Origin of the sequence: Tenacibaculum soleae (assembly GCF_030549005.1) — a bacterium.
GTDB lineage: Bacteria > Bacteroidota > Bacteroidia > Flavobacteriales > Flavobacteriaceae > Polaribacter > Polaribacter soleae.
On sequence record NZ_JAUOSW010000006.1, the window covers coordinates 101,677 to 120,434 of the forward strand.

An 18,758-nucleotide genomic window follows, 5' to 3' on the forward strand; every position below is an offset into this window, starting at 1 on the left:
TCTTTAGTTTTTTAAATAAAAAAAAAGTTAATATATCTTTAATTTGATGTTTTTTAGCGATAAATATATATATATTACATTTTTCATAAAATGTAATACTTGTACATAACTAAAAAAGCGCATTAACCAACAACCGTTGGTGCGCTTCATCTATTCTTAAAAAATATTTAAAATAATACTACACCAAAAATTCAAATAAATTTGGTTTATCATTTAAGTATTCACCATAAAAATTAAGTGCTTTCATTCTAGCTATTAAAGGTGCTAAATTTTCACTTTTAACAAGTTCAATACCTACTACAGCTGGTGCATTTTCTTTACTCGTTTTCTTTGAGTATTCAAAATATGTAATATCATCGTTTTCTCCTAAAACGTCTATTACAAATTCTTTTAATGCTCCTGCTCTTTGCGGAAAACGAATAATAAAATAGTGCTTTAATTTACCATATAATAATGCACGCTCTTTAATTTCGGCAGTTCTCGTTATATCGTTATTACTACCGCTTATAACACAAACAACATTTTTACCTTTAATTTCATCTGCAAAAAAATCTAGCGCTGTTATTGTTAAAGCGCCAGCAGGTTCAACCACAATAGCTTCTCTATTATATAAATCTAAAATCGTTTGACATACTTTTCCTTCAGGAACCGTTATCATATCATGTAAATTTTCTTTACAAATATTAAAAGTTAAATTCCCTACTTGTTGTACTGCTGCACCGTCAATAAACTTATCTATTTTTTCTAACTTAACATTTCTATTAGCTGAAATAGATGTTTTCATAGATGGAGCTCCTGCTGGCTCTACTCCTATTATTTTTGTGTTTGGAGACAGTAATTTAAATACACTAGATAGCCCTGAAGCTAATCCTCCTCCTCCTACAGGAACAAATACATAGTCTATAGCCTCTTTAGATTGGTTTATCATTTCTAAACCAACTGTTGCCTGCCCTTCTATAATTTTTTCATCATCAAAAGGGTGTACAAATGTTTTACCTAAAGTATCACACACATGTTTTGCAAACTTATAAGCATCATCAAAAGTATCACCAGACAATTCAATATCAACATAATCTCCACCAAACATTTTAACCTGTTCTACTTTTTGTTTTGGTGTAGGTGCTGGCATTACTATAGTACCATGAATTTTTAATTTCTTACAAGCAAAAGCCACTCCTTGTGCATGATTTCCAGCACTTGCACAAACAATTCCATTACGTCGTTGTTCTTCAGTTATCGAACTAATTTTATTATACGCTCCTCTTATTTTATAAGATCTAACCTGTTGTAAGTCTTCTCTTTTAAGGAAAATATTTGCCTTAAACTTTTCTGAATAAATATAATTTTTAAATAAAGGAGTTTCTATAGCTACACCTTTTAGTGTAGCTACAGCCTCCTTAATTGCCTTTATTGTTGGTGAATATGTGGTGTTTACTTGCATATTATTAATGAAAAACTACTGCTTCTTTTTCTTCTTCTTGATCTATTGTTTTCATGGCTGTCATTGACGCTCTTAATGTTTTACCAATAGCCTCAATTGGATGTCCTTGAATTGTATTGTTAACAGCAATTAAATCTAAATTATCTACTTCATTAGAAGATGTAAATGATTTACCTATAACAGAAGTATCAACGTCTTTCATAAAATCTACTAACATTGGTTTAGCAGCATGATCAAATAAATAACATCCATATTCAGCTGTATCAGAAATAATACGATTCATTTCATATAATTTCTTTCTTGCTACGGTATTCGCGATTAATGGTAATTCGTGTAAAGATTCGTAATAAGCTGACTCAGCCTTAATACCTGATGCTACCATGTTATCATAAGCTAACTCTACACCTGCTCTTACAAAAGCAACCATTAAAGTACCATGATCAAAATATTCTTGTTCGTTAAACTCTATTTCTGTAGCTGTTGTTTTTTCAAAAGAAGTTTCTCCTGTAGCTGCTCTCCATGATAATAAGTTAACATCATCATTAGCCCAATCTTCCATCATTGTTCTTGAAAAATAACCTGACATAATATCATCCATATGCTTTGTAAACAATGGCGCTAAAATAGTTTTCAATTCTTCTGAAATTTCAAATGCTTTAATTTTAGCTGGATTTGATAAACGATCCATCATATTTGTTATTCCTCCATGCTTTAAAGCTTCGGTAATAACTTCCCATCCGTATTGGATTAATTTAGATGCATATGTAGGTTCAATTCCTTCTTCAACCATTCTTTCAAATGATAAAATAGAAGCTGTTTGTAATACACCGCATAAAATAGTTTGTTCTCCCATTAAATCAGACTTAACCTCAGCTACAAATGATGATTCTAGTACACCTGCTTTATGGCCACCTGTTGCAACTGCATATGCTTTTGCTTGTGCCCATCCTTTGTTTTCAGGATCATTTTCTGGGTGTACTGCTATTAAAGTTGGTACACCAAAACCTCTTTTATATTCTTCTCTTACCTCTGTACCAGGGCATTTTGGTGCAACCATAATAACCGTTAAATCTTCACGAACTTGCATTCCTTCTTCTACAATATTAAAACCGTGAGAATAAGATAATGTAGCTCCTTTTTTCATTAAAGGCATTACTGTATTTACAACTCTTGTGTGCTGTTTATCTGGTGTAAGATTTAATACTAAATCTGCCGTAGGAATTAACTCTTCGAAAGTACCTACGTTAAAATTGTTTTCAGATGCGTTTTTAAAAGAAGCTCTTTTTTCTTCAATTGCAGCAGCTCTTAGAGCATAGGAAACGTCTAATCCTGAATCTCTCATGTTTAAACCTTGATTTAAACCTTGAGCTCCACAACCAATAACAACAATTTTCTTTCCTTCTAATGCTTTTACTCCATCAGTAAATTCTGATGAGTCCATGAATCTACATTTTGCTAATTGTTCTAGTTTTCCTGCTAATGATAATGTATTGAAATAATTTGTTGCCATTTTTTAGTTGTTTGTTGATAATAATGTTGATATTTTCATTTCGTCTTTAGTAATTGCAATTCGCCCTGATCTAACAAATTGCATAATACCATGTTGATCTAACGTATGATATAATTCTTCTATTTCTTCTTTAGCTCCTGATTTTTCAAGTACAAAAAAGTCTTTATTTATATTAATTACTCTAGATTTACTGCTATTTATTATAGTTTGAATTTCGTTATTTTCTGTTAATAAATTAGAACTCAATTTAAACAAGCATGATTCTTGATATACGGTATTTTCATCTGTATGATAATACGCCTTTATAACTTCTACTTGCTTTTCTATTTGACCTATAATTTTTTTTATTTGTTCTTCAGTTACTTTAACTAACAACGTAAATCTAGACACACTTTTTATTTCTGATTTAGAAGTATTCATACTTTCGATATTAATATTTCTTCTTAAAAAGATTCCTGAAATTCTATTTAATAACCCTACATTATTTTCTGCGTAAACTGAAACTGTATATGTTTGTTTATTTTCCATAATTATGCTAATCTTATATCTGAAACTGAGGCTCCCGTAGGCACCATTGGAAATACATTATTCTCTTTCTCAACACAAACCTCTAAAAAATATGCATCTTTAGATTCCATCATTTCTTTAACAGTACCTGCTAAATCTTCTCTTTTGGTAACCCTTTTTGCATCTATACTATAACCTTTTGCAATCGCTACAAAATCTGGATTGGTCATTTCTGTTGACGCATATCGTTTATCAAAAAACAATTGTTGCCATTGACGTACCATTCCTAAAAACTCGTTATTTAAAACAACAATTTTAACTGCTGCTTTGGTTTGTAAAATAGTTCCTAATTCTTGAATTGTCATTTGATAACCTCCGTCTCCAGCAATCATCACAACCTCTCTTTCTGGTGCTCCCATTTTAGCTCCAATTGCAGCTGGTAATGCAAAGCCCATTGTACCTAAACCACCTGAAGTAACATTACTTTTAGTTTTGTTAAATTTAGCATAACGACATGCAAACATTTGGTGTTGCCCAACATCTGAAACAATTACAGCATCTCCTCCAGAAGCTATATTTATTTCCTTTAAAACCTCAGCCATTGTTAAGCCTTCTTTGGTTGGAAATAAATCATCCTTTTGAACTTTATCAAATTCTATGGCATCTAACCTTCTAAACTCTTCTAACCATTGATCATGTTTATTTTCATTAATTAGCGGTAATATTTGTGCTAAACTCTCTTTAACATCACCTAAAACAGCAACATCTGCTTTTACGTTTTTATCTATTTCAGCAGGATCAATTTCAAAATGAATTACTTTTGCTTGTTTAGCATATCTACTTAAATCTCCCGTAACACGATCATCAAAACGCATTCCTACAGCTATTAATAAATCACATTCGTTTGTTAATTTATTAGGCGCATAATTACCATGCATTCCAACCATACCAACATTTAATTCATGTTCTGTTGGTAATGCTGACAATCCTAAAATTGTCCATGCTGACGGAATATTTGCTTTTTCTATAAACGCCTTAAACTCTGCTTCTGCTTCTCCTAAAATAACACCCTGCCCAAAAACAATCATTGGTTTTTTAGCGTTATTAATTAATGATGCAGCTGCTGCTACTTTTGTTATATTAACTTCTGGTTTTGCTTGGTAACTACGTACTGAAGTACATTTTTCATATTCAAAATCAAAAGTATCAAATTGCGCATCTTTTGTTATATCAATTAACACAGGACCTGGTCTACCTGATTTTGCTATATAAAATGCCTTTGCAAAAATTTCTGGAATTTCAGAAGCTTTTGTTATTTGATAATTCCATTTAGTTACAGGAGTTGAAATACCAACTATATCAGTTTCTTGAAAAGCATCCGACCCTAATAAATGAGAAGCTACCTGGCCTGTTATACATACCATCGGTGTAGAATCTATTTGTGCATCAGCAATACCAGTAATTAAATTCGTAGCTCCAGGTCCTGATGTTGCTATTGCTACACCTACTTTACCTGTTACTCTTGCAAATCCTTGTGCTGCATGCGTAGCTCCTTGCTCATGGCGGGTAAGTACATGATTAATTTTATCTTGGTATTTGTATAGCTCATCATATACTGGCATGATTGCCCCACCAGGATATCCATAAATTAAATCTGCTCCTTCTTCAAGTAAGCATTTAACAACAGCTTCTGCTCCAGAAATATGTATTTTCTTCTTTGAAACTGTTTCAGGTTTTGTTTGCGTTTTTGTATTCATAATTTCAGCTATTAAAATGCATCAGTTACACACCCTTTAGATGCTGACGCTACTGTTTTTGCGTATTTGTATAATATTCCTTTTTTATGCTTTAATGCGGGTGCTATCCATTGTGCTTTTCTTTCTGCTAATTCTTCATCAGAAAGTAATACATTTATAGAATTGTCTTCTGCACTAATTCTAATTTTATCTCCTGTTTTAAGTAAACCAATTGTTCCTCCAGATTGTGCTTCAGGTGTAATATGCCCAACTACAAAACCATGCGTTCCTCCTGAAAAACGACCATCGGTAATTAATGCTACCGATTTCCCTAAACCTGCTCCCATAATAAGCGAAGTTGGCTTTAACATTTCTGGCATTCCAGGTCCTCCTTTTGGTCCAACATATCTAATTACAACTACATCTCCTCTTTCTACTTCCCCTTTTGAAATACCTGTATTTGCTGCCTGTTCTCCATCATATACAACTGCTTTTCCTTCAAAAAGTAATCCTTCATTTCCTGAAATTTTAGCAACCGCTCCTTCAGAAGCTAAGTTTCCATAGATTATTTGGATATTTCCTGATGTTTTTAAAGCTTTATCTTTTGGATGAATTACATCTTGATCTTCAAACTCCATTGCATCAACATTTGCTAAGTTTTCAGCCAATGTTTTTCCTGTAACAGTTAAACAATCACCATGTAAATAACCATTATCTAATAAATATTTCATAACAGCAGGTGTACCTCCTATTGAATGAACATCTTCCATTAAATATTTCCCTGATGGTTTTAAATCTGCAATTAAAGGAGTTCTATCTGTTACCTTTTGAATATCATCTAACGTAAAATCTATATCAGCAGCATGTGCTATTGCTAAAAAGTGTAATACAGCATTGGTAGAACCTCCTAAAGCATTTACTAATGCCATTGCGTTTTCTAAAGACTTTTTAGATATAATATCTAAAGGTTTTAAATCTAATTCTAATAAGTTTTTAATAGCCAAAGCTGTTCTTTCTGCTTCAGATAATTTATTAGGATTTTCTGCTGGTATTGATGAATTATATGGTAGTGCAAACCCCATACATTCTATTGCTGATGCCATAGTATTTGCAGTATACATACCACCACATGCGCCAGCACCAGGAATTGCTCTTTTTATAATTTCTCTATACTCATCTTCCTCTATTTCTCCTGCTACTTTTTGGCCTAAAGCTTCAAAAGCAGAAACAATATTTAATTTCTTTCCTTTGTAGTTTCCAGAAGCAATTGTTCCTCCATACATCATAATTGATGGACGATTTAAACGTAACATTGCTATTACTGCTCCGGGCATATTTTTATCACAACCAACTACAGAAACTAATGCATCATAACTTTGTGCATTCATAACAGTTTCTATTGAATCAGCAATAATATCTCTTGAAGCTAACGAGTAATTCATTCCTGAAGTTCCCATCGAAATTCCATCAGAAACTCCAATTGTATTAAATCCTAAGCCAACTAACCCTGCAATTTTTGTTTCAACTTTAACTTCGGCTGCTAAATTGTTTAAATGCATGTTACATGGGTTACCATCATAGCCAGTACTTGCAATACCAACTTGAGCTTTACTCATGTCTTCATCTGTTAAACCAACTGCATACAACATTGCTTGTGATGCTGGTTGAGATTCATCTTGTGTTAACCTACTACTGTGTTTGTTTAATTTCATTTTAACTTGCTTTACGTTTATTACGTAATCCTAATACTTCGTTTTTATATAATTTCATTAATTGATATCCATGTGATTTTTCCCATGCTAATGGAAACTGATACTCATCTAATGATTCTAACCCTACAACTTCGGCTGCTGTTCCTGTAAAAAAACAAGCATCCATATCTTTTAATTCTTCTAAAGTGACATGCTTTTCTTCTATTGGAATTCCATTTTCTTTACATAAATCAATTACTGTTGATCGTGTAATACCTGCCATAATATGCCCTTTAGGAGGCGTATATAATTTCCCGTCTTTCTCCATAAATATATTTGCTCCAGAACATTCGGCAACATTATTATTCATATCTAATAACAGAGCTTCATCATAACCTGCCGCTTTTACTTCATTTGATGCTAAAATAGAGTTCGTATAATGCCCTGTTACTTTTGCTTCAACAAAACATGATTTAGGATTTGGACGTTGAAATTTAGATGTTTTAACTCTTAATAGTTTATTACCCATTAATTTACCCCACTCCCAACATTGTATAATTAATTGAGAATCTTTAGCTGAAAAGACCCCCATATTTTCACCTGCTACAATTAGAGGTCGTATATATGCGTCTTGTAAATTATTTTTTTCTAACAACTCATATGTTAATCGTGTAAGCTCTTCTTCAGTATAATTAAACTCAATACTCATTACTTCAGCTCCGTATTTAAGTCGTTTATAATGTTCTTCAGATTTAAACACTTTGGTTCCCTCACTCGTTTTATAAGCTCTTATGCCTTCAAAAACTCCGTTACCATAATGCAAGCTTTGACTGTATGGATTTGACGTAGCATCTTTTGCTTTGATAAACTCTCCATCGTAAAAAATCACACTTTCTTCGTTATAATACATCCTCTTCTTTTTTTAATATTCAAAATTATTTTATTGTTTCTTTATTAATTCTATTTTCTTTTTACTTTAATGATGCCTATCTGACAATAAAAACACTTAATCGTTTAGTTATCAATAATTTAAAAAACAACATATATACTATTCAACATATAAAAAAAACCTGTGTCAAAATTGACACAGGTTTTTTATTGTATAGCAATAAACATCTGTATCAACTCGGTGGTGAGCTAATAATGACAATAATTAATGCGATAATGTTTAAAATTTGATTCATTTTGTTGTAATAAAAAAGGCTTCCTAAAAATTTAGGAAGCCTTTTAATATTTATTTTTTTAAATATACTTCCTTTATCCTTGTAAAATAATTACAATGACTACAATAGAAATAATATTTAAAATTTGTTTATTCATTTTTTGTTTTAATCTCCGTTTATAAAAAACCGATAGGCAAATATTGAAATTTATTTTTTAATTATCCTAATTATTTTATAATAATTTAAAATTAATTTATATGTTTGCAATATGATTACACAAAAAAATAAAATACGTAGTACTGTTCCCAGTACATTTGTTCGCTTTCGCCGTCGCAGCTAAAAGCAAACAAATATTTCTTTATACGTAACTTTTATTTTTTATTCTTTGTACAATTTCAAATTCATATCAATAGTATCTGTAGTTATTCTTTCGAATAGCCCCGCAATTGTACGCCCTATTTTCCGCCGTCGCCCTTTGGGTGCTATCTAATTTATTGAACCTAGGTGAGTCCGGTTCTTCTTTTCAAACAATCAATTTATTTCAAATAACACAATACCTATCAAACACTTAAGTGTTTACAAAAATCATATTGGTATTATTTAAAATCAAGAACAATGGAAATTGTTATTGCTAATAAATCACATAGTATATACGCAAAAATTATCTGTGACACTATTGCCGAATCTGCTAATGTTAGAGGTACAGGAATTGCTAAGCGTACACCTGAATATATCATAACTAAAATAGAAAACGGCAATGCTGTTATCGCTTTAGAGAATGAGAAATTTGCTGGATTTTGTTATATAGAATCTTGGGGACATGGAAAATTCGTTGCTAATTCAGGCTTAATTGTACATCCTAATTTCAGAAAACAAGGATTGGCTAAAAGAATAAAAGCAACCGTTTTTGAACATTCGAGAACAAAATTTCCTTTAGCGAAAGTATTTTCAATAACAACAGGTTTACCTGTAATGAAATTAAATAGCGATTTAGGATACAAACCTGTTACTTTTTCAGAATTAACAAATGATCAATCTTTTTGGAAAGGCTGTCAAACCTGTAAAAATTATGACGTTTTACAAAGAACAAAACAACAAATGTGTTTATGTACAGGCATGTTATACGATCCATCAATCAAAGAAAAAAAAAACACTAAAGTAAAAATTAAAGAGAAAGTTTTTCAAAGATTAAAGAGAATTAAAGAAAACCTTTTCTTAAAAAAATATAAAAAATGAAAAAATTAGTTATTGCATACAGCGGAGGTTTAGATACATCATATTGTGCCGTTAGCTTATCTAAAGCTGGGTATGAAGTTCATGCTGTTAGCGTAAATACAGGTGGGTTTACGAATACAGAAATTCAAGATATTGAAAAAAATGCCTATAAAATGGGAGTTACTACTTATAAGAATATTGATGCTGTCGCTACATTTTATCAAAAAGTAGTAAAATATTTAATCTACGGAAATGTATTAAAAAACAATACATATCCTTTATCTGTAAGTGCTGAAAGGATTATTCAAGCAATCGAAATTGCAAAATATGCTAAAAGTATTAATACAAAATATATTGCTCATGGAAGTACTGGAGCAGGAAATGATCAGGTACGTTTTGATATGATTTTTCAAACTATTGCTCCTGAAATTGAAATTATCACACCAATTAGAGATCAACAACTCTCTAGACAAGAAGAAATACAATACCTAAAAGATAATGGAATTGACTTGTCTTGGGAAAAAGCAAAATACTCGGTAAATAAAGGTTTATGGGGAACAAGTGTTGGCGGAGAAGAAACGTTAACTTCTGCTAAAGCACTACCTGAAAAAGCATATCCATCTCAATTAGAAAAAAACGGAGAGGAAAAAGTAAAAATGACTTTTAAAAATGGCGAATTCATTGCTATAAACGCTATAATTGATTCACCACAAAATAACATTCAAAAATTAAATGAATTAGCATCTAAATATGCTATTGGTAGAGATATTCATGTAGGTGATACCATTGTTGGAATTAAAGGAAGAGTTGGTTTTGAAGCTGCAGCCGCGCTAATTTCAATTAAAGCGCATCATTTATTAGAAAAACACACCCTTACTAAATGGCAATTACAACATAAAGAATATTTGTCTAGTTTTTACGGAATGCATTTACACGAAGGCCAATATTTAGATCCTGTTATGAGAGATATCGAAGCTTTTCTAGAAAATAGTCAAACTAAAGTTTCAGGTGAAGTATCTATAACTCTTAAACCATATCATTTTCAGTTAGATGGTATTACTTCTAAACATGATTTAATGAATCCTGAATTTGGAAGCTATGGAGAAGAAAATAAAGCTTGGACTGCAAATGATGCAAAAGGTTTTATTAAAATTCTAGGAAATCAAAATAAAATATATCAACAAGTTAATTCTTAAAAAATGATACAAGCAGGAATTATAGGAGGCGCTGGTTATACAGCTGGCGAGTTAATTAGGTTATTAATAAATCACCCAAAGGTTAAAATTAACTTCGTTTTTAGTACCTCTAATGCAGAAAATAAAATAAGTAACATTCATCAAGATTTAGTTGGTACTCTAAACTTAAAATTCACCAATACAATTAATTCTAATGTTGATGTATTGTTCTTATGTTTAGGTCATGGAAATTCTAAGAAGTTTTTAGAAAGTAATACTTTTTCTGATACTACAAAAATAATCGATTTAGGAAATGATTTTAGATTAAAAAAAGATACTGTTTTTCAAGAAAAAAACTTCGTTTATGGTTTACCTGAGCTACAAAAAAGCAAAATAAAAAAAGCAAAATACATTGCAAACCCTGGTTGTTTTGCTACTGCAATTCAATTAGCATTGCTTCCATTAGCTAATGAAAATTTAGTTACGAACGATGTACATGTAAATGCTGTAACAGGTGCTACTGGTGCAGGTACGTCATTAACTGCAACAACTCATTTTACTTGGAGAGATAATAATTTTTCATATTACAAACCTTTTACACATCAACATTTAGGAGAAATCAATGAATCTGTAAAAACGTTACAAACTAATTTTAGCTCTCAAATTGTGTTTATGCCAAATAGAGGTGATTTTTCTAGAGGAATTTTTGCTACGGCTTACACCTATTTTAAAGGAACTTTAGATGAAGCAAAAACACTTTATAAAGAGTTTTATAAAGATGCTAATTTTACTATTATTTCAGATAAAGAAATACATTTAAAACAAGTGGTAAATACCAACAAGTGTTTAATTCACTTACACAAGCATGAAAATAAATTACTCATAACAAGTGTTATAGATAATTTATTAAAAGGAGCCTCTGGGCAAGCAGTACAAAATATGAATTTGATGTTCGGGTTTGAGGAAACAGCAGGACTAAATTTAAAAGCAACTTATTTTTAAAGCAATGTCATTGCGAGAGCAACGAAGCGATCTTATAAAAAGATTACTTCAATCATTCTTCTTTCGTAATGACTCAAAAATTAATAAAAACATGAAAATAGCAATTATAGGTACAGGAAATTTAGGAAAATCTATTGCAAAAGGATTAATAACAACCAATGCTATAACTTCTTTATATTTAACAAGAAGAAAATTAGATACGATTAAAGAGTTTGAAGGGTATAAGAATGTTAGTTTAACAACTAATAACTCTGAAGCTGTTATAAATTCAGACATCATTATTTTAGCTGTTCAACCAGCACATTTAAAACAAATTTTAAATGATATTCAACCTTTACTAAAGGAAAATCACATTATTATTTCTACCATTACAGGGTTTTCAATTACTCAAATTGAAGAGATTGTTGGAACTCATAATTTTATTATTAGAGCAATGCCAAATACTGCAATTGCCGTTGGTAAATCGATGACTTGCTTGTGTGGAAACACCAAAGGGTTGGAAAGAATAAAAGTTGCCGAAGCTGTTTTTAACAGATTAGGAACTTCTATTGTTATTCCAGAATCTAAAATGCAGGCTGCAACCGTAGTTTGTGCAAGCGGAATTGCTTTTTGGATGCGAATGATAAGAGCAACTACTCAGGCTGCTATTCAATTAGGTTTTGATGCCAAAGAAGCACAAGAATTAGCCATGCATACTTGTGATGGTGCTGCAAACTTATTAATTACAACAGGAAATCATCCAGAACAAGAAATAGATAAAGTTACAACGCCTAAAGGCTGTACTATTGAAGGGTTAAATGAAATGGAACATCAAGGATTGAGTTCTTCATTAATACAAGGAATGGTTACCTCATATAATAAAATTAACACCATAAAAACTGAGCAATTATGAGTTTATTTAATGTATATCCACTTTTTGATATTACTCCCGTAAAAGCAAAAGATATTAATGTGTATGATGAAAATGGTACAGAATATTTAGACTTATACGGAGGGCATGCTGTTATTTCTATTGGACATTCTCACCCAACATATGTAAAGAATATCAGTAATCAAGTAAGTAATTTGGGCTTCTACAGTAACTCAATTCAAAATCCGTTACAAACAAAATTAGCTGATGAGTTAATAAAGCAATCTAATTGTAACGATTATCAATTGTTTTTATGCAATTCAGGAGCTGAAGCAAATGAAAACGCCTTAAAACTAGCTTCTTTTCATACCAATAAAAAGAAAATTATTGCTTTTAAAAATGGTTTTCATGGTAGAACATCTGCTGCGGTTGCTGCTACAGATAATACTAAAATTGTTGCGCCAATTAATGCACAACAAGAGGTTAAATTTTTCGAATTAGGTGATTTACAATCTGTAGAAAAAGCTTTACAAAAAAAAGATGTTTGTGCTGTAATTATTGAATGTATTCAAGGAGTTGGTGGTTTAGATGAAAGTACTACTACTTTTTATCAAAGTTTAGATAAATTATGTAAACAATACAAAGCTTTGTTTATAGCCGATGAAGTACAAGCTGGTTTTGGAAGAACTGGTGATTTCTTTGCTTTTCAAAAACACAATATTACCCCAGATATTATTTCAATGGCTAAAGGAATGGGAAATGGTTTTCCTATTGGCGGAATTTTAATTCATCCATCAATTGAAGCTTCTTATGGTTTATTAGGAACCACTTTTGGTGGAAATCATTTAGCTTGTGTGGCTTCTTTAACTGTTTTAACTATTTTGAAGGAAGAAAAATTACTAAAAAATGCAAGTATTATTTCTGAATACTTTATTAAAAAAGCAGCAGATATTCCAGCAATTAAAAAAATAAAAGGAAGAGGTTTAATGCTTGGAATAGAATTTAATTTTCCAATTGCATCGTTAAGAAAAGAACTAATTTTTAAACATCATATTTTTACAGGAAGTGCTAAAAACCCTAATTTACTAAGGATTCTTCCGCCATTAACAATCAAAAAACAACATGTTGATCAGTTTTTTGATGCCGTAAAAAAGGAATTGAGTAATTAAAAGTAGCAAACGCATTTTGTCGAGCCCCATAGAATTATAGTATGAAAAAATATACCAGTGTAAACGATATAAAAAATGTTTCTAAAATTATTCAAGAAGCAATTCAATTAAAAGAAACCCCCTTTCTATTTGAAGATTTAGGAAAACATAAAACTCTTGTAATGTTGTTTTTCAACTCTAGCTTAAGAACAAGGTTAAGTACAGAAAAAGCAGCGAAAAATTTAGGAATGCAAGTAATGATATTAAATGTTAATGATACTTGGGATTTAGAATTTGAAGATGGTACAGTTATGAATTTAAATTCATCTGAACATGTAAAGGAGGCTGCTCAAGTAATTTCTCAATACGCAGACATTATAGCTATAAGAGCATTTTCATCCTTAAAAAATAAAGAAAAAGATGAGTCTGAATTCATATTAAATAGCTTTATAAAATATGCTACAGTTCCGGTTATAAACATGGAAAGTTCAACAGCGCATCCTTTACAAGCTTTAACCGATGCAATTACCATTGAAGAGTTAAAAACAAAACTAAAGCCAAAAGTTGTATTGTCTTGGGCTCCGCACCCGAAAGCATTGCCTCACGCTGTTGCTAATTCGTTTGTTAAAATGATGCAAGAAACAGCTGTTGATTTTTCTATTACACATCCGAAAGGTTATGAATTGAATCCTGAAATCACAAAAAACACGCCTATTAATCATAACCAAGAAGAAGCACTTAAAAATGCTGATTTTGTGTATGTGAAAAACTGGAGTAACTATACCGATTATGGAAAAATTACTTCTCAAGATCCAAATTGGATGCTTACAAAAGAAAAATTAGGTACAGCTAAATTTATGCATTGTTTACCTGTTAGAAGAAATGTGGTAGTTGAAGATAGTGTGTTAGACAGTAACAATTCTGTGGTAATTCATGAAGCTAATAACAGAACGTATGCAGCTCAGGTTGTGTTAAAAAAAATAATAGAGAATATATAATTATTGTCAGGTAGAGCATTACTGAAATCATAATATTTTTTGATTGAAAGTTACAAACGAAGTTTGTTGAAACCTAATTAACCTCTCGACTTCACTCGAGGAGACATTAAAATAGAGTATGGAAACATTAAAAATTATAAAAATAGGAGGAAATATTATAGACAATCCAATAGCATTAGATAATTTTCTTATTGAGTTTTCTAAAATTGAAGGCCCAAAAATATTAGTACATGGTGGCGGTAAATTGGCCACAAAACTAGCACAACAAATGAATGTAGAAGTTAAAATGGTTGATGGTAGAAGAATAACAAATACAGAAACATTAGATATAATTACGATGGTCTATGCAGGAAAAATAAACAAAACAATCGTAGCTTCTTTACAACAAAAATCAACCAATGCTCTTGGTTTTACAGGTGCTGATGGTAATACAATTCTCTCAGTAAAAAGACCTGTAAAAGAAATAGATTATGGTTTTTCTGGCGATATAATTAATGTCGAAACCAATGTTTTAGAGACATTATTAAACATAGGTATTACACCTATTTTTTGTGCTATTACTCATGATAATAATGGTCAATTATTAAACACTAATGCAGATACAATTGCTTCAGAATTAGCCATTGGTTTTGCTAAGAAACATCAAACAGAATTATATTACTGCTTTGAAAAAAATGGTGTTTTATTAGATATAAATAATGAAGATTCTGTTATAGAGAACATTACTACAAAAAAATATGAAGAGTTATTGGCTAAGAACATTATTGCCGATGGAATGTTACCAAAAATGAATAATTGTTTTCATGCAATTAACCAACAGGTACATAAAGTTTGTATTGGAAAATCAGAAATGTTATACAACCAGAATTCAAAATTCACAACAATACAAGCTTAATGAAAACACAACAAGAATTAACGCTTGATGCGATCGAATTATTAAAAAACTTAATAGAAACACCTTCTTTTTCATCAGAAGAGAACCAAACAGCACTGCTTTTAGAAAGTTGGTTTATTAGTAACAATATTCCTTTTAAAAGAAATGTACATAACGTTTGGGCTATTAATAAATATTTTGATGAAAGTAAACCTAGCTTACTTTTAAATTCACATCACGATACCGTAAAACCCAATAATGGCTACACAAAAGATCCTTTTAAGGCAATTATTGAAGATGGAAAATTATATGGCTTGGGAAGTAACGACGCAGGTGGTTGTTTAGTTTCACTATTAGCTACTTTTACTCACTTTTATCATAAAAAAGACCTAACATATAATTTAGTAATTGTAGCGTCTGCAGAAGAAGAAAGTAGTGGTGATAATGGTTTAAATAGTATGTTATCTATCATTCCGAATATTGATGTAGCTATTGTTGGCGAACCAACTTTAATGAATTTAGCTGTTGCCGAAAAAGGATTGGTTGTTTTTGATGCTATAGTTAAAGGTACTCCAAGTCATGCTGCACACCCAAATACCAATAATGCCATTTATAATAGTATTAATGTTTTAAAGTGGTTTGAAAATTATCAGTTTAAAAAATCGTCAGATGCTTTAGGTGATGTAAAAATGACAGTTACACAAATAAATGCAGGTAAGCAACATAATGCAATTCCTTCAGAAGTGAAACTAGTTGTTGATGTTCGTGTTAATGATAAATATACAAATCAAGAAATTGTAAATATTCTACAAAAAGAATCTCCTTGTGATACTATTGAACCTCGTGGAATAAAATTGAGTTCTTCTTCAATTCCGATTAATCATGAATTGATAAAAGCAGGTATTTCTTTAGGAAGAAAAACTTATGGCTCTCCTACCCTATCAGATCAGTCTGTATTAAGTTGTCCTTCTTTAAAATTAGGCCCTGGTGATAGCACTCGTTCGCATACAGCAAATGAATTTATTTATTTACATGAAATTGAAGAAGGAATTGAAATTTATATCAATTTATTAAATAAAGTAATAGTTTAAAAATAATGTCAATTCAAACTCATTTGAGAAGTTTTAATGTCAATTAGATCTCGACTGCACACAATCAGACAAAAAATATTATAATATGAAACTTTGGGATAAAGGATTAAGCATAGATAAAAAAATAGAACAATTTACAGTCGGAAACGATAGAGAAATTGATATGCATATAGCTAAATATGATGTACAAGCATCTTTGGCTCATGCTAAAATGTTGTATAAAATTGCAATAATCGATTCAGATGAATTACAAAAATTAGAAGAAGGTCTTGATGAAATGAAACATCAAATCGAAAATAACACATTTGTAATTGAAAATAACTTTGAAGATATACACTCTAAAATTGAATTTGAGTTAACTAAAAAGTATGGAGATGTTGGAAAAAAAATTCATACTGCCCGTTCTAGAAACGATCAAGTTTTAGTTGCCTTACATTTATATTACAAACAGAACATAGCTGACGTAATTAAACAAACGAATACTTTATTCGAAACTCTTTTAGGTTTATCAGAAACATACAAAGACAATTTATTACCTGGCTATACACATTTACAAGTAGCAATGCCTTCTTCTTTTGGTTTGTGGTTTTCTGCCTATGCCGAAGTATTAATAGACGATATATATTTGTTAGAAGCCGCTTTTAAGGTAGTAGATCAAAACCCTTTGGGCTCTGCTGCTGGTTACGGAAGTTCTTTTCCGATTGATAGAGCTTTCACAACACAAGAGTTGAATTTTTCTACGTTAAAATACAATGTTGTTGCTGCACAAATGAGCAGAGGTAAAAGTGAACGAACAATTGCAGCGGCTTTGGGCGGATTATGTAACACCTTAGCTCGTTTTTCGATGGATATTTGCTTGTATATGAGTCAAAATTTTGGATTTATTTCCTTTCCAGATGAGTTAACTACTGGAAGTAGTATTATGCCTCATAAAAAGAATCCAGATGTATTTGAGTTAATTAGAGGTAAATGTAATAAAATACAGGCATTGCAAACTGAAATGATTTTAATTACTAATAATTTGCCAAGTGGTTATCATAGAGATTTTCAATTATTAAAAGAAAATATGATTGCTGCTTTTGAAGAAGTTAAAAATATTTTAGAAATTTTTAATTTTTCAATCAAACAAATTATTGTTAAAGATGTAAATCCAAATGATGAAAAATACAAATTTTTATTTACAGTTGATAATATGAATACATTGGTAGAAAACGGGATGACCTATAGAGATGCTTATAAAAATATTGGTACTAAAGTTGAAAATGGAACATACAAACCAGATACTTCAAAGAAGCATTCTCATATTGGAAGTATCCATAATTTAAGTTTAGATAAAATTCGAGAGAAATTTCCGAAATAAGAATATAAAATTCTTTGCAAACGTATATTTACTTAGTTAAAAAAAGAGGTAATCTATTTTTGTGATTTAAACTGTGATTTTAAATAATGAAAATTTATTTTTTTATGAAGTTTTAAATAAATCAATAAAAACATATAGTCAGTAAATACAAAAAAAGCTCAGAATTAAATTAATTCTGAGCTTTCTATCTTAAAGCAATATTATTGCTTAACAATATTCATTTCTACATTAGTTTTTAATTCTTGACCTTGAATTTGTATAATCATATCTATTTTTGAATTTACAGGCACACCAGATTTTCTGTCTATGCTCATACTTCCTGTAATATCACCTGTTGCAATGCCTTCAACTTTTCCAGAAACATTTAACAATACACTTTTAGATGAGATAGAAGTTACTTTATAAACAAAGTTAAATTTCATCCCTTTACTATCTTTAATCATAGACCAAGTATCGCCTACTGCTACTGCTTTTTCAGGATATGTAACATTACTCGATTGTTTAGTTAAATCACTTGCCCCTGGTATATTTGGTACTACTTTTGTTTCTAAAATTTTTCCTAATTTATCTCCTTTAGCTGTAATGGTAGCTTTTAGCATTGGTTCCATTTGAGCTTTCATCATTTTTCCTGCTTGATCTAACTCTTCACCTTTCTTACTAGAATCATAAGACATTTGCATGCCTCCTTGCGACATATCCATTACCATTTTAGTAATTTTCATAGTGCTTTCATACTCTTTGTCAGAAACATCTGTAATCTCTTGACTCATCGTCATTGTTGTATTCATAGACATTACTCCTACACCCATATTTTGAGTCATTTTCATGTTCATTTCATACACATCTCCTTTTTCGTAATTTAAACGCAATAAAACTTTTTCTTGTCCAACACTTACCATTGTTAATCCTAATAACAATACAGCTAATAACTTTTTCATTTATTTTAATTTTTATTATTCGACGACTAATATACATAAAAACAGAAAGGCTTAGGAAA

Annotated in this window: 16 protein-coding genes; 9 read left to right on the forward strand and 7 right to left on the reverse strand. The window is 30.7% G+C overall.

The genetic code is table 11. The features are described 5' to 3' along the window. Positions 1-178: 178 nt before the first annotated feature. The 6 genes from ilvA to Q4586_RS10310 are packed head-to-tail and all read right to left on the reverse strand — an operon-like array spanning position 179 to position 7,795. Positions 179-1,441 carry a threonine ammonia-lyase IlvA gene (gene ilvA, locus Q4586_RS10285; protein ID WP_303528826.1) on the reverse strand — a complete coding sequence of 421 codons (1,263 nt, stop codon included), beginning with the start codon at positions 1,439-1,441 and terminating at the stop codon, positions 179-181. A 4-nt stretch (positions 1,442-1,445) separates the two neighbouring features. Further along, positions 1,446-2,951, reverse strand: coding sequence for a ketol-acid reductoisomerase (ilvC, locus tag Q4586_RS10290; protein WP_303528828.1), 1,506 nt, complete (start codon positions 2,949-2,951; stop codon positions 1,446-1,448). 3 nt (positions 2,952-2,954) lie between these two features. Next, on the reverse strand, positions 2,955-3,479 hold the full coding sequence (gene ilvN / locus Q4586_RS10295) for an acetolactate synthase small subunit (protein WP_303528829.1): 525 nt from the start codon (positions 3,477-3,479) through the stop codon (positions 2,955-2,957). A gap of 2 nt (positions 3,480-3,481) precedes the next feature. Then, positions 3,482-5,215 (reverse strand): biosynthetic-type acetolactate synthase large subunit, encoded by a 1,734-nt coding sequence (ilvB, locus tag Q4586_RS10300; protein ID WP_303528830.1) that lies wholly within the window; start codon positions 5,213-5,215, stop codon positions 3,482-3,484. Positions 5,216-5,226: 11 nt separating this feature from the next. Further along, positions 5,227-6,906: a dihydroxy-acid dehydratase gene (gene ilvD, locus Q4586_RS10305; RefSeq protein WP_303528832.1), complete on the reverse strand. Its 1,680-nt coding sequence runs from the start codon at positions 6,904-6,906 to the stop codon at positions 5,227-5,229. A 1-nt stretch (position 6,907) separates the two neighbouring features. Then, positions 6,908-7,795 (reverse strand): branched-chain amino acid transaminase, encoded by an 888-nt coding sequence (locus tag Q4586_RS10310; RefSeq protein WP_303528834.1) that lies wholly within the window; start codon positions 7,793-7,795, stop codon positions 6,908-6,910. Positions 7,796-8,663: 868 nt separating this feature from the next. On the opposite strand from Q4586_RS10310, the gene Q4586_RS10315 reads away from it, so the two are divergent. The 9 genes from Q4586_RS10315 to argH all read left to right on the forward strand — a co-directional run bounded on the left by Q4586_RS10315 (position 8,664) and on the right by argH (position 17,761). Then, entirely contained in the window at positions 8,664-9,284 is a 621-nt protein-coding gene (locus tag Q4586_RS10315; protein WP_303528836.1) for a GNAT family N-acetyltransferase, read from the forward strand. Beyond that, positions 9,281-10,459 carry an argininosuccinate synthase gene (locus Q4586_RS10320; protein WP_303528838.1) on the forward strand — a complete coding sequence of 393 codons (1,179 nt, stop codon included), beginning with the start codon at positions 9,281-9,283 and terminating at the stop codon, positions 10,457-10,459. Before Q4586_RS10315 ends, Q4586_RS10320 begins: the two co-directional genes overlap by 4 nt. Before the next feature lie 3 nt (positions 10,460-10,462). After that, a complete protein-coding gene (argC, locus tag Q4586_RS10325) occupies positions 10,463-11,440 on the forward strand; it encodes an N-acetyl-gamma-glutamyl-phosphate reductase (protein ID WP_303528840.1) in 978 nt (325 codons plus the stop codon). A gap of 91 nt (positions 11,441-11,531) precedes the next feature. Further along, positions 11,532-12,332, forward strand: a complete 801-nt coding sequence (gene proC / locus Q4586_RS10330; protein WP_303528842.1) for a pyrroline-5-carboxylate reductase — start codon at positions 11,532-11,534, stop codon at positions 12,330-12,332. Next, positions 12,329-13,459: an aspartate aminotransferase family protein gene (locus tag Q4586_RS10335; protein ID WP_303528843.1), complete on the forward strand. Its 1,131-nt coding sequence runs from the start codon at positions 12,329-12,331 to the stop codon at positions 13,457-13,459. Before proC ends, Q4586_RS10335 begins: the two co-directional genes overlap by 4 nt. 41 nt (positions 13,460-13,500) lie before the next feature. Then, the gene (locus tag Q4586_RS10340; RefSeq protein ID WP_303528844.1) at positions 13,501-14,436 is read left to right on the forward strand and encodes a Rossmann-fold NAD(P)-binding domain-containing protein; all 936 of its coding nucleotides are present in this window, start codon (positions 13,501-13,503) and stop codon (positions 14,434-14,436) included. Between the two features lie 118 nt (positions 14,437-14,554). Continuing rightward, the gene (gene argB, locus Q4586_RS10345) at positions 14,555-15,331 is read left to right on the forward strand and encodes an acetylglutamate kinase (protein WP_303528845.1); all 777 of its coding nucleotides are present in this window, start codon (positions 14,555-14,557) and stop codon (positions 15,329-15,331) included. Then, positions 15,331-16,401, forward strand: a complete 1,071-nt coding sequence (locus tag Q4586_RS10350; RefSeq protein WP_303528846.1) for a M20 family metallo-hydrolase — start codon at positions 15,331-15,333, stop codon at positions 16,399-16,401. The genes argB and Q4586_RS10350 overlap by 1 nt, the downstream gene beginning before the upstream one ends. Before the next feature lie 85 nt (positions 16,402-16,486). Beyond that, on the forward strand, positions 16,487-17,761 hold the full coding sequence (gene argH / locus Q4586_RS10355; protein WP_303528847.1) for an argininosuccinate lyase: 1,275 nt from the start codon (positions 16,487-16,489) through the stop codon (positions 17,759-17,761). A 200-nt stretch (positions 17,762-17,961) separates the two neighbouring features. Here argH and Q4586_RS10360 read toward each other — a convergent pair whose 3' ends face one another. Beyond that, positions 17,962-18,699, reverse strand: coding sequence for a DUF6263 family protein (locus Q4586_RS10360; protein ID WP_303528848.1), 738 nt, complete (start codon positions 18,697-18,699; stop codon positions 17,962-17,964). Positions 18,700-18,758 lie beyond the last annotated feature (59 nt).